The sequence below is a fragment of the Nonomuraea aridisoli genome (assembly GCF_003236395.1).
GTDB classification, from domain to species: Bacteria; Actinomycetota; Actinomycetes; order Streptosporangiales; family Streptosporangiaceae; genus Nonomuraea; species Nonomuraea aridisoli.
In genome coordinates this window covers 30,563-42,713 of record NZ_POUD01000050.1, presented here as the reverse complement: position 1 = coordinate 42,713, position 12,151 = coordinate 30,563, and the positions used below count along the sequence as shown (strand labels likewise).

Genomic DNA, 12,151 nt, shown 5'->3' with positions numbered 1-12,151 from the left:
CCCCGGACGATCGACGGCGTGGCGGGGGCGAGATCGACGGGGGTGCCGCTGAGGGTCGGCGGCTGGACCACCTGGGTGCCGGTGGTGGGCTCGGCCGGCCGCAGCCAGACGGACCCGGCCACGCCCGCGGTCACCGCGACCGCCGCCGCCATGGTCAGCGCCACCCGCAGCGTGCGCCGGCGGCGCGAGGCGTCGATCCCGACCGGCGCCGTCGGGTGCGCGGCCGGGGCCGGGATCGGAGGCACGGTCGCCGGTGGGGTCGCCGGTGGGGTCGTCGGTGAGGCCGTCGTTGGGGCGAGGGGCATGTCCGGCGCGCGGCGCGCGGCCTCGGCCATCGCCGGCGCGCTCGGCCAGCGCGCCTCGGGCGCCTTCTCCAGCGCCCGCTCCACCACGTGGCGCACACCCGGCGGCACGTCGTCGGGCAGCGGCGGGACCGGGGAGTTGAGGTGCTTGAAGATGATCTGTACGGGGGTGTCGCCCTGGAACGGCAGCCGCCCGGTCAGGCACTCGTAGGCGACCACGCCCAGCGCGTAGACGTCGACCGCCGGGGTCACGTCGCTGGAGCTGGCCATCTCGGGCGCGCAGTAGCCGGCCGAGCAGAGCATCGTGCCGGTGGCCGTCAGGTGCCCGGCCGAGACGGAGTGGGCGATGCCGAAGTCGGTGAGCGCCACGCGGCCGTCGGGCCTGACCATGAGGTTGGCCGGCTTGACGTCGCGGTGCACGATGCCCTGCGCGTGGGCGGCCGCCAGCGCGCCGGCCACCTCGGCGACCAGTCGCATGGTGGCCTCCGGGCCGAGCGGGCCGCGCCGCAGGACACGGTCGAGCGACTCGCCGCTGACGTACTCCATGACGAGGAAGCTGACGCGGCGGCCCGCCACCTCGGTGGTGCCGTAGTCGTAGACGTCGACCACGCCCGGGTGGCGGAGCGTGGCCATGGCCCTGGCCTCGTTCTGGAAGCGCCGGGCGGAGGCGGCGTTCTCGGTGAGCGCGGGGATGAGCACCTTGACCGCGACCGTGCGCCCGAGGACGAGGTCGTCGGCACGCCAGACCTCGCCCATGCCGCCGCCGCCGAGGCGGTCTCCGAGCACGTAGCGGTCGATGAGGGTGGTCCCCGCGCCAAGCACGTTTCGAGGCTAACACCGCGGCTCAGCCCCCACCGGCAAGTCCGCTCAGTCCGCGAACACCGAGGCCAGGCGGTGCCAGTGGGCGGCGGCGCAGAGCACGGTGGGACGGTCCAGCTCGGCGGGCAGGCTCACCTCCCGGCCGCCGTCCAGGGAGCGTCCCGTCCAAACATCGATCCACTCACCGTCCGGGAGGTAAACCGTCACTTCGGAAACATCAGGTTCTGTCACCGGAGCCACCAGCAGCGCGTCGCCGAGCTTGTACTGCAGGGGCCGCCGCCAGACGCCCGGGTCGCGCGGGTGGTCGAAGAACAACCCCCGCATGAGCGGCGCGCCCCCGTCGATGGCCGCGCGGGCCTGCTCGGCGAGGTACGGCACCAGCCGCTCGCGCAGCTCGGCCAGCCGCCGGAACACCGGGATCACCCGCTCGTCGCCGGTCCGCTCGGCGACGTTCCACGGGGTGCGGTCCCGCAGGGGCCTGCGGTGGTGGTTGAACTCGGAGTGGTACTGCATGATCGGCATGAACGCCGCCGCCCCGGCCGCCCGCAGGTACAGCTCGGCGTCCGGCACCTCGCCGGAGAAGCCGGCCAGGTCCCAGCCCCAGTAGACGATCCCGCAGGCCGAGGCGGTGATCCCGGCCCTGATCGAGGACCGGAACGCCTCCCACGTGGAGTCCTCGTCGCCCGCCCAGAACGCGCCGTGCGGCTGCGAGCCGGCGAACCCCGCGCGGCTGAACGTCACCGGCGCCTTGCCGCACGACCTGAGCAGGTCGCCGAACGCGCGGGCGTAGTGGACGGGGAACAGGCCGTTGCCCTCGGCGCCGTCGCGCCCGTCGGCGTAGCGCAGGTCGTGGCCCCAGGCGTGCTCGCCGCCGTCGGTCTTGAAGCCGTCCACGCCGACCTCCTCCACCAGGTACCGGCGCTTGGCCGTCCACCAGTCGCGCACCTCCTGCGACGACAGGTCGGGCATGAGCGCGAGCGGGAACCACCAGCCCCGGTTGCGGTACGGCCGCCCGTCGGCCTCGCGCACGCCGTACCCGCGCTCGACGAGCTGCCCGGCGTCCACGGCGGCCTGGTGGCGAGGGTGAGGACGCATCTTCTGCAGCGGGATCTGCCACAGCAGCACCTTGATGTCACGGCGGTGCAGCTCGTCCACCATGCCCTTTTGGTCGGGCCACGGACCGTCCGCGGGGAAGACGTAGTCGGACAGACGGTGCGGCTCCTGCGAGGGTTCGTACGCGGCCCCCCGGAAGGCGGTGAACGTCGACTCGTCGCTCCAGGCCTCGATGACCAGCGCGCCCACGGGGATGCCGTGCGCGCGGTGGCGGTCCATCTCGGCCATCACGCGTTCCTGGGTGTTCCACTCGTTGCCGCTGGCCCACAGGCGGAACACCCACGACGGCAGTTCCTCGGGGCGTCCGACGTCTTCCAGGAAGGCGTGCAGCACGTCCGCCGGGCGGTCGCCGTCGTAGAGGCGCACGCCCAGGGCGCCGTCGCGGCCGACCTCGGCCTCGACGCGTACCCGCCCGGGCTCGGACGCCGCGACGTCGTACCAGGTGCGCCGGGTGGTCCCCACGTGCCAGCCCCAGCTCGACGGCCCGCCCACCACGAGCGCGAACGGCATCGGCAGGTACGTCCTGCCGTGCCGTCCCTGGCCCTTGTACTGCTCGAACACGACCGCGTCGAGCCGCCTGCCGCGCTGGTCGACCGCGTCGAACCGCTCGCCGAAGCCCACGACGTGCTCGTCCGGCCCGAGCTCCAGGTCGAAGCGCACGCGCAGCGGCCCGTCGGCGTCCGCCAGCCACCGCACGCTCCCGGGCACCACCCGGTCGCCGCCCTTGACGTCGAGCGTGCCGCCCCCGTCCGACCAGGTCGCCGCCGACACCTCGAACCACCGGCTGGTACGCGCCGAGCCGTCGGCCAGCGAGGCCCGGAAGCGGTAGGCGTACCGGCGCCCGGCGCGCAGGACGGGCGTGCGCACGGCCCAGGAGCCCGCGGCGGCGCGCGCGGCCCTGGCCTGGGCGGCGGCGAGATGCCCGCCGTCGGGGTCCGTTCCTGGCGCTGCTTTCGATCCGGTGTCGCGCCGCGTAAGGGGCAGCTCGACGGGCGCCGCGCCGTCGGCCGCCCACTCGGCGACGACCGCCACGACGCCCGCCGACGCGCGGACCCGCAGTTCCACCTCCTCACCGTCCAGCGGCCTGGCGGGTACGCGCTGGTCCTCGGTGGTGGCGTACGGGTGCCCGGACCCGTGCGGTCGATGGCGGATCATGTGCGCACTCCCAGCTCGTCGGCGAGGATCAGGTACATCCCGTGGGACCACAGCAGCGGCGTGGCCACCGGGCCCCAGCGGTCGAGCCACTCCTGGCGCCGCTCCGGCGCCAGCAGCAGGTCCGGCACCTGCTCGGGCAGGTCGCCCTCGGGGGTGGCCTGCGCGGCCATCCACTCCAGACAGCGCCGGGCCTCGGCGGTCCGCCCGGCCCTGGCGTGGTTCCAGCCGAGGAACCCGGACAGCAGCGGCCAGCGCCCGCCGCCGTAGAAGGTGTCGGCGAGGAAGCGGTACACGCCGCCTTCCATGGCCAGCCGCCGCTCCACCTCGGCGACCGTGGCCTCGCCCACCGGATGGCCGGCCGGGTAGAGCCCGAACGGCTCCACGCAGGCCAGCAGGCTGCCGTCCACGGCGTCGCTGCCGAGCCACTTGCGCAGGTGGCCGCCGTCCGCGACGCCCTCCCGGGCGACCAGCGCCTCGATGCCCGCGACGGCCTGCGCCGCCGCGGCCTCCTCTGCCGCGCTCAGCACGCCGAGCCCGGCGGCCGCGCGCAGGCCCGCGTGGACCGCGCCGAGCGTGGCCACATGGCGGTGCTCGACGTGCTCCTCCCACCAGTCGTAGCAGGGCAGGTGCCAGAACGCCGCCAGATACCGTACGGTCGCCCGCACCCCCTTCTCCACCGCCGGCACCATCCGGCCGTGGCGGGCGACGTGCTCACGCAGCGCCCACAGCCACGTGCCGTAGCCGTCGAGCTGGAAGTCCCACCAGTCGTCGTCGCCGTCCACGCCGTCCAGCGTGAACCGGGTCGGCAGCATCTCGGAGACGGGGACGGCCTCGCCGCGCGCGGCCCGCGCGACGAGGGCGTCCACCTGCCCGGCCCGGTCGCCGACGACGCGGGCGCACCAGGCATGGAAGGCGTCGGCCCCGGCCACGTCGCCGTGCCTGCTCACCCCCTCGGCGATGAAGGACCCGTCGCGCAGCCACGAGTAGCCGCGGTAGGCGGAGAAGGTGGGCGAGGCCGGATAGGCCCCGGTGGGGGACTGCAATCTGGTGATCACGTCGAGGCTGTGCGCGACGAGGGACAACGATTCTCCTGAAATGCCTAGAAAAGAGGGCGACGGTGGCTAGCTCAGCAGGGCGTCGACGTCGGCCGCCGCGGTCTTGAGCGCCTCCTCGACGGCGACGCGTCCGGCGACGGCCTCGCCGAGCTGCTCGGTCACGACGTCCTGCATCTCCTGCTGCCGCTTGACGACCGGCGGCAGCGCGATCGACTCCAGCGAGTCGAACACGGCCTGCCGGTTGGCCGGCTTCGGGTCCTTGAGGTAGCCGGAGAGCACCTGCTGGTCGGAGACCGGCGGCAGCTCCCACGACGACGCGATGCGCGTGGTCGCGGCGACGTCGGAGGCGGACAGGAAGCGGGCCCACGCGTACGCCTCCTTGCCGTGCCTCGTCGTGGCGGAGGCCGCGACCGCGTTGTAGAAGACCGCGCTGGCCTTGCTCGCGTCGCCGGGCTCGACGACCACGTCCCACTCGAACGGCACGTCCTTCAGGCCCGCGAACTGCCAGATGCCGTTGTGCCACATGGCGAGCTTGCCGGACTTGAAGAGGTTCGTGTCGTAGTCGGCGGTGCCGCCGATCTCCGCCTCCGTCGGCATGGTCGTGCCCACCTTGTCGACCAGCCACCGGGCGGCCTTGAGGCCCTGCGGGCTGTCGAAGGCCGCCTTCTTGCCGTCGGCCGACAGGAACTCGCCGCCCGCCTGCTTGAGCGTCTTGTAGAACTCGAAGAACGTGACCGGCTGGAAGTCGCCGTACACGCCGTTCTTCTTGTCGGTCAGCTTCCGCGCGGCCTCCTGCTCCTCGGCCCACGTCCAGTCGGCCGTGGGCGGGGCCACGCCCGCCTTGTCGAACAGGTCCTTGTTGTAGAAGAGCACGACCGTGGAGAAGGACGCGGGCAGGGCGTACTGCTTGCCGCCGTGCTTGAAGGCGTCGAGCGAGGCGGGGGAGTACACCGAGGTGTCGTCGCCCGCGCCCGCCGCGCCCAGGTCGAGCAGGGTGCCGGAGTCGGCGTAGGTGACGAAGTTCTCGTAGTTCAGCTCGAACGTGTCCGGCGCGGTGCCGCCCGCGATGCTGGTCTGGAGCTTGGTGAAGTACTCGTCGAAGGGCGAGGTCTCGACGACCACGTCCACCTTCGGGTTCTCCTTCTCGAACGCCTTCTCGATCGTCTCCAGGTCCTTGAGGTGGTCGGGAGCCGCCGAGAACGTGAAGTACCGCAGCGTGACCTTGCCGTCCTCGCCGGTCGCGGACCTGGTGGCGGAGCCCTGGGAGCAGGCGGAGGCGAGCAGCGCTACCGCGACGGCGGCCGTGGCGATGGTGCGATGTCTGGTCATGGGTGATTCCTTTACTTCAGCCCGCTCTGCGCGACGCTGGCGATGACGTGTTTCTCGGCGAAGACGTAGAGGACGAGAATCGGCACGACGCTGACCACGGAGCCGGCCATGACGACGTCCCACTCGGTGGTGAACTGGCCGTGCAGCGTGGCCAGGCCCAGCGGAAGCGTCATGAACTCGGGCGACTTGATGATGATCAGCGGCCAGAGATAGCTGTTCCAGCTGGCCATGAACCCGAAGATGGCGAACGTGGCCAGGGCGGGGCGGATGAGTGGCAGCACGACGTACGCAAAAATCCTGAAATGTCCGGCGCCGTCGAGCACGGCCGCCTCGTCGAACTCCCGCGGCACCTGCTGGACGGCCTGCCGCAGCAGGAACACCCCGAACGCCGAGGCGATGGTCGGCGCCAGGAGCGCGAAGTACGTGTCGACCAGCCCGAGCATGCGCATCTCGATGAACAGCGGCACCACCAGCACCGGCAGCGGCATCATCAGCGTCGCCAGGTAGACCGCGAACAACGCGCCCCTGCCGGGGAACGGCAGCCGGGCGAACGCGTAGGCGGCCATCGCGCTCGTGACCAGCTGCAACGCCGTGGACGCGACGCCGATCCAGAGGCTGTTGAGCACGATCCGCCAGAACGGCAGCGTCTCCAGCAGCTTGGCGTACGCGGCCAGGCTCGCCCCTTCCGGCGTGAAGTCGGGCGGCACGGCCAGCACCGCCTCGCCGGGCGTGATCGACGTGATCACCGCCCAGGCGAACGGGAACAGCATGACCAGCGCGCCCAGGCCGACCACCGCGTACTTGACGGCCTTACCCATAGGTCACCCACCTCCTCTGGCCCCGGATCTGCACGATCGTCACCAGCAGGACGAGGGCGAAGAGCAGCCAGGACAGCGCCGAGGCCGCGCCCGCCCTGCCGTAGCGGAAGGTGAGGTCGTAGATCTGCGACACCACGACCTGCGTGGCGCCGCCGGGACCGCCGCCGGTCATGATCTGGACCTGGTCGAAGACCTGGAAGCCGTTGATCAGGGAGATCACGATCACGAAGAACGTCGAGGGCGACAGCAGCGGCAGTGTGATGTGCCGGAAACGGCGCCAGGCGGTCGCGCCGTCGACCATGGCGGCCTCCTGGTACTCCCGCGGGATGGCCTGCAGGCCCGCCAGCAGGATGATCATCACGAAGCCGAGGTCCTTCCAGGCCGTGGCGATGATGATCGACGGCATCGCCCAGGCGGGGTCGGTCCACCAGCCGGGCCCGCTCACCCCGATGAGGCCGAGCGCCCAGTTGACGATGCCGCCGGCCGGGTTGAGCAGCCATTTCCACATCAGCGCGACGACCACCCAGCTCGTGATCACCGGCAGGAAGTAGACGCCGCGCAGCAGGCTCCGCCCCCGCATCGGCCGGTTGAGCAGGACGGCGAGGCCGAGGCCGCCCACGTAGACGAGGGGCAGGTAGCCGGCGATGAAGGACAGGGTGTGCAGGAAGGCGGCCCGCGTGCCGGGGTCGCCGATCAGCTCGGCGTAGTTGTCCAGGCCCACCCAGCGCATCTCGGAGATCAGGTCCCACTCGTGCAGGCTCGTCCAGAGCGAGCCGGCCATCGGGATCAGCGTGTACAGGGTCAGCGGGACGAGACTCGGCAGCAGGAACACCGCCACGGTCAGGGCGTAGCGCCAGCCCCGGCGGTTCACGGCCGGCCTCCGATGAGCCGGGCGCGCACCAGGCGGCCCTGCTCGCCGGCCGCGCCGACGGCGTCGAACGGGGTGGCGAGCACCAGCGCCGCCGCGCCCTGGGCCCAGCTGGTGTCGTCCCAGCCCTCGACCTCGACGGGGATGTCGCGCCGGCCCGGATACAGCTGCGACCGCAGCCCCGACTCGAAGCCGTCGTGCCACAGCGGCCAGTCGGCCGTGCCCTCGCCGAGCACGACCACGACCTCGGGGTCGACGATGTTGACCAGCCCGGCCGTGGCCCGGCCGAGGATGGTCGCCGCCCCGGCGAAGACGCCGGCGGCCGCCCGGTCGCCGGCCGCCCCGGCACGGCCGAGGGCCGACACCGCGCCGAGAGGGTCGGAGGCGTCGGCGACCGGCAGTCCTGCGGCGCCGGCGGCCGCCAGCAGGCCGGCCGAGCCGGCGAACGTCTCCAGGCAGCCCCGGGCGCCGCAGACGCACTCCGGGCCGTCCGGATCCACCGGCAGGTGGCCGAACTCGCCGGCTCCGCCCCTGGCCCCCCGGTACACCCGCCCGTCGGTGACGATCGCCGCGCCGACGCCGCGCCCGATCGTCACCACGAGGAAGTCCCGGTGCGTACGGCCCCGCCCGTACAGCCGCTCGGCCACCGCCAGCGCGTTCACGTCGTTCTCGACCAGCACCGGCAGCTCCAGGCGGCGGCGCAGCCGTTCGCCGACCGGCATGGCCTGCCAGCCGAGCGTCGGCGCGTTCACCGTGCCCACCGCCTGGTCCTCGACGCTGCCCGGCACCCCGACGCCGACGCCCAGCAGCGGCGCCCGGTCGGCCGCCGCGTCCGGCACCACCGAGGCGACCGCGTCAGCCAGGTCGTCGAGCGCGTCGCGTGCGGACGGCGCGAACGGGCGTTCCCACGATCCCAGGACCTCGCCGTCGAGCCTGACGTCGACGATCACCAGGCGGTCGGCCGTCACCTTCACGCCCAGCGCCCGCCCGGCGCCGCCCACCAGCCCGAGCCGCTGGGCCGGCCGGCCGCCGCGTGACGGCTTGAGGTCGAGCTGCTCCAGCATCCCGTGACCGATGAGCTCGCGGGTGAGCTGCGTGACGGTGGCGGGGCTGAGGTCGAGCCGGCGCGCTATCTCGGTGCGGCTGAGCGGGCCGACGGTGCCCAGGAGGGCGAGGATCGCCGTCCTGGTGAGGTCGCCGCGGTCAGTGCCTGCCATGGAGTGCTTACTTTCTTCAGGAGTAAAGTTAGTTCCGAAGAATCCTCCTTATGCCACATCTCTGTCAATCCGCCGTAACCGAACCGAAACCGGGCATGCGAAAGGCCCCCGCCCGGTGGGCGAGGGCCTTGTCGTGCGGCGCTGAGGCGTCAGGCGGAGGCGGCGTCCTTCGCGCGGTTGCGCAGCGCGCGGCTCACGCCGTCGGCGCCCTCCAGGACGAGGCGGCGCAGCGCCTGCGGCACCTCGCCGTCCTCCAGGAACCGGTTCGCGGCCTCGACCGTCGCCGGCTCGACGAGCAGCGCGGGGAAGCACCCGATCGCGAACGACGACGCCTGGTCGAACGTCCACTCGCGGTAGATCCGCCCCACCTCGGCGAAGTACTTCTCGCGGTACGGCGCCAGCAGCTCGGGGTGGTGCGGGTCCTGGAAGCCGTTGATCGTCGTGCGGGCGATGTGGTTGGCCAGCTTGCCGCCCACGATGCGCTCCCACGCCGCCGCCTTGGCCTCGGGCGTCGGGATCGCGGCCCGGCACAGCGCGGCCGAGCGCTCACCCGTCGCCGTGGGGTCGCGCTCCAGCTCGGCCGCGATGTCGGCCTCGCCGAGCTTGCCGCCGGAGACCAGCGCGTGCACGAGCGTCCAGCGCAGGTCGGCGTCCACGGTCAGGCCCTCGGGCACCGCCGTGCCGTCGAGGATGCCCCGCAGCGAGGCGAGGTCGTCGTCCGAGGTGGCCGCCGCCGCGAACGCCTGCAGGAAGGCGAGCTGGTGGTCCGAGCCCGGCTTCGCCGCGGTGAACATCGAGCGCAGCTCCTTGGCCAGCAGCGCCATGCCCTCGGCCCGCCAGGCCGGGTCGGCGTACTGCTGCACGGCCTGGACGGCCTGGCGCAGCACCGCCTGCAGGACCGTGATGTCGCTGACCGTGCCGGCGCCGGAGACGACCAGCCTGACGTAGTCGCGCGCGGACATCTCGCCGTCGCGCGTCATGTCCCAGGCCGCCGACCAGCACAGGGCGCGCGGCAGCGACTCGGTGAACGCGGCGATGCCGCCGTCGACCAGCGTGCGCAGCGAGCCGTCGTCGAGCCGGATCTTGGCGTACGTCAGGTCGTCGTCGTTGAGCAGCACCAGGTCGGGCTGCTCCTCGCCGACCAGCTCCGCCACCTTCGTACGCGCCCCGACCACGTCCAGCTCGACCCTCTTCGTCCGGGTCAGCCGGCCGTCCTGGAGCGAGTAGAGGCCGATCGCCACGCGGTGGGAGCGCAGCGTCGGGTAGTCGGCCGGGGCCTCCTGCAGCACCTCGAACGAGGTGAAGCGGCCCTCGGACACCTCGAACGAGGGGCGCAGCGTGTTGACCCAGGCGGTCTCCAGCCACTCCTTCGACCAGGCCGACAGGTCGCGGCCGGAGGTGCGCTCCAGGGCGTTGAGCAGGTCCTTCAGCTCGGTGTTGCCCCAGGCGTGCTCGGCGAAGTAGTCGCGCACGCCGGCCAGGAAGTTGTCCAGGCCCACGTAGGCGACGAGCTGCTTGAGCACCGAGGCGCCCTTGGCGTACGTGATGCCGTCGAAGTTGACCTCGACCGCCTGCATGTCGGGGATGTCGGCGGCGATGGGGTGGGTGGAGGGCAGCTGGTCCTGGCGGTAGGCCCAGGCCTTCTCCACGTTCGCGAACGTCGTCCACGAGCCCTTGCCCCACCGTGTGGCCTCGGCCTGGGCGAGCACGGACATGTAGGTGGCGAACGACTCGTTCAGCCACAGGTCGTCCCACCAGCGCATGGTGACGAGGTCGCCGAACCACATGTGGGCCATCTCGTGCAGGATCGTCTCGGCGCGCCGCTCGTACCTCGCGTCGGTGACCCGGGAGCGGAAGACGTAGTCCTCCAGGAAGGTCACGCAGCCGGCGTTCTCCATCGCGCCGGCGTTGAACTCGGGCACGAAGAGCTGGTCGTACTTCCCGAACGGGTAGCGCACGCCGAACACCCGGTGGAAGAAGTCGAAGCCCTGCCGGGTGACCTCGAGGATGTTGTCGGCGTCGAGGTGCTCGGACAGCGAGGCCCGGCAGTAGATCCCCAGGGGGATGCCGTCGTGCTCGGAGGTCACCTTGTGGTACGGCCCGGCCACCAGCGCGGTGATGTAGGTGGACATGACCGGCGTCGGGGGGAACGTCCACCGCTTGGCACCCGCGCCGGCGTCCTCGGTGCCGGAGGCGGCGGCGTTGGAGACGACCTCCCAGTCGCCCGGCGCCACCACGGTCAGCTGGAACGTGGCCTTGAGGTCGGGCTGGTCGAAGCAGGCGTACATGCGGTGGGCGTCGGCCGTCTCGAACTGGCTGTGCAGGTAGACCTTCTGGTCGACCGGGTCGACGAAACGGTGCAGCCCCTCGCCGGTGCGCATGTACGCGCAGTCGGCCTCGACGCGCAGCTCGTTGGACGCCGCCGTCGAGGGCAGCGGGAAACGGCCCTTCTCCGCGTCGTACGCCGCCACGTCGAGGTCCTCGCCGTTGAGCGTGACCTTGCGGACGACGGCGCCGTGCAGGTCGATGAAGGTCGAGGCGCCCGGTGTGGCGCTGGTGAAGCGGACCGTCGTGACGCTGTCGAAGCGCTCGTCCCCCTTCGTCAGGTCGAGGGCGACGTCGTACGACTCGACCTTCAGCGACCGGGCGCGCTCGCGCGCTTCCTCCCGGGTCAGGTTGCCTGCCAAGATGCGCTCCTTTTCACCACTTCGTCGGGGTTGTCCGTATCCTGTCATGGCCAGGGAATAGGACTAGAACCACCTCAGGTTATGGCCACACATGACTGAGAAGATGCCCGTGGACCTCTGGTTCGATCCCTCCTGTCCCTTCGCGTGGATCACGTCCCGCTGGTTGCTCGAGGTCGAGAAGGTACGCCCCATCGAGCCGCGCTGGCGGCAGATGTCGCTGTACTTCCTCAACGAGGAGAAGGACGTCCCCGCCGACTACCTCGAAAGGGCCGCCAAGGCCATGGGCTCGGTCAGGGTGATCGCCGCGGCCGCCGCCAAGCACGGCGAGCAGGTCATCGGCCAGCTCTACACCGGCATCGGCACCCGCCTGCACAACCAGGGCCTGAGCAAGGAGCCCGAGCGGCTGCGGGAGGTCATCGAGGGCGCGCTCGCCGACGCCGGCCTCGACACCGGCCTCGCCGACGCCATGCGCTCCGAGGAGTACGACGCCACGATCCGCGCCTCCCACGACGAGGGCATCGGCCTGGTGGGCCAGGAGGTCGGCACGCCGATCATCCGCGTCGGGTCCAACGCCTTCTTCGGGCCGGTCATCACGAAGGTCATCCGCGGCGAGGAGGCGGGCCGGCTCTGGGACGGCGTGCTCGCGGTCACGTCGTTCGACGACTTCTTCGAGCTGAAGCGCACGCGCACCAAGCGGCCGACGTTCGAGTGATATATCCCTTTTAAAGTGAAATAGGGACGTTTTCGGCAGGGGATAAGCCGGCACCGGTGGAAAAGGCTTATCCCCG

Annotated in this window: 9 protein-coding genes; 1 reads left to right on the top strand and 8 read right to left on the bottom strand. The window is 71.9% G+C overall.

Annotated elements, in window-relative coordinates; all coding sequences use genetic code 11:
- From C1J01_RS14735 to pepN, 8 genes are all read right to left on the bottom strand, one after another.
- On the bottom strand, positions 1-1,124 hold a 1,124-nt coding region (locus tag C1J01_RS14735; RefSeq protein WP_146615592.1), incomplete at its 3' end, for a serine/threonine-protein kinase.
- Positions 1,125-1,169: 45 nt separating this feature from the next.
- Positions 1,170-3,389: a glycoside hydrolase family 31 protein gene (locus tag C1J01_RS14730; protein ID WP_111179524.1), complete on the bottom strand. Its 2,220-nt coding sequence runs from the start codon at positions 3,387-3,389 to the stop codon at positions 1,170-1,172.
- The gene (locus C1J01_RS14725; protein ID WP_220039917.1) at positions 3,386-4,471 is read right to left on the bottom strand and encodes a glycoside hydrolase family 15 protein; all 1,086 of its coding nucleotides are present in this window, start codon (positions 4,469-4,471) and stop codon (positions 3,386-3,388) included. The genes C1J01_RS14730 and C1J01_RS14725 overlap by 4 nt, the downstream gene beginning before the upstream one ends.
- A gap of 39 nt (positions 4,472-4,510) precedes the next feature.
- Positions 4,511-5,773, bottom strand: a complete 1,263-nt coding sequence (locus C1J01_RS14720) for an ABC transporter substrate-binding protein (protein ID WP_111179522.1) — start codon at positions 5,771-5,773, stop codon at positions 4,511-4,513.
- 11 nt (positions 5,774-5,784) lie between these two features.
- Positions 5,785-6,591 (bottom strand): carbohydrate ABC transporter permease, encoded by an 807-nt coding sequence (locus C1J01_RS14715; RefSeq protein WP_111179521.1) that lies wholly within the window; start codon positions 6,589-6,591, stop codon positions 5,785-5,787.
- Complete coding sequence (locus C1J01_RS14710; protein WP_220039916.1) at positions 6,584-7,462, bottom strand: carbohydrate ABC transporter permease; 879 nt, start codon at positions 7,460-7,462, stop codon at positions 6,584-6,586. The genes C1J01_RS14715 and C1J01_RS14710 overlap by 8 nt, the downstream gene beginning before the upstream one ends.
- Positions 7,459-8,676 carry an ROK family transcriptional regulator gene (locus C1J01_RS14705; protein ID WP_111179520.1) on the bottom strand — a complete coding sequence of 406 codons (1,218 nt, stop codon included), beginning with the start codon at positions 8,674-8,676 and terminating at the stop codon, positions 7,459-7,461. Before C1J01_RS14705 ends, C1J01_RS14710 begins: the two co-directional genes overlap by 4 nt.
- Positions 8,677-8,825: 149 nt before the next feature.
- A complete protein-coding gene (gene pepN, locus C1J01_RS14700; RefSeq protein ID WP_111179519.1) occupies positions 8,826-11,363 on the bottom strand; it encodes an aminopeptidase N in 2,538 nt (845 codons plus the stop codon).
- A gap of 91 nt (positions 11,364-11,454) precedes the next feature.
- On the opposite strand from pepN, the gene C1J01_RS14695 reads away from it, so the two are divergent.
- Complete coding sequence (locus C1J01_RS14695) at positions 11,455-12,075, top strand: mycothiol-dependent nitroreductase Rv2466c family protein (RefSeq protein ID WP_111179518.1); 621 nt, start codon at positions 11,455-11,457, stop codon at positions 12,073-12,075.
- Positions 12,076-12,151: the final 76 nt, after the last annotated feature.

What these genes read in the sequence shown, in the direction of transcription:
- C1J01_RS14730 (WP_111179524.1), bottom strand. Translation starts at nt 3,389, where the DNA reads ATGATCCGCCATCGACCGCACGGGTCCGGGCACCCGTACGCCACCACC.
- C1J01_RS14720 (WP_111179522.1), bottom strand. Translation starts at nt 5,773, where the DNA reads ATGACCAGACATCGCACCATCGCCACGGCCGCCGTCGCGGTAGCGCTG.
- C1J01_RS14715 (WP_111179521.1), bottom strand. Translation starts at nt 6,591, where the DNA reads ATGGGTAAGGCCGTCAAGTACGCGGTGGTCGGCCTGGGCGCGCTGGTC.
- C1J01_RS14705 (WP_111179520.1), bottom strand. Translation starts at nt 8,676, where the DNA reads ATGGCAGGCACTGACCGCGGCGACCTCACCAGGACGGCGATCCTCGCC.
- C1J01_RS14695 (WP_111179518.1), top strand. Translation starts at nt 11,455, where the DNA reads ATGACTGAGAAGATGCCCGTGGACCTCTGGTTCGATCCCTCCTGTCCC.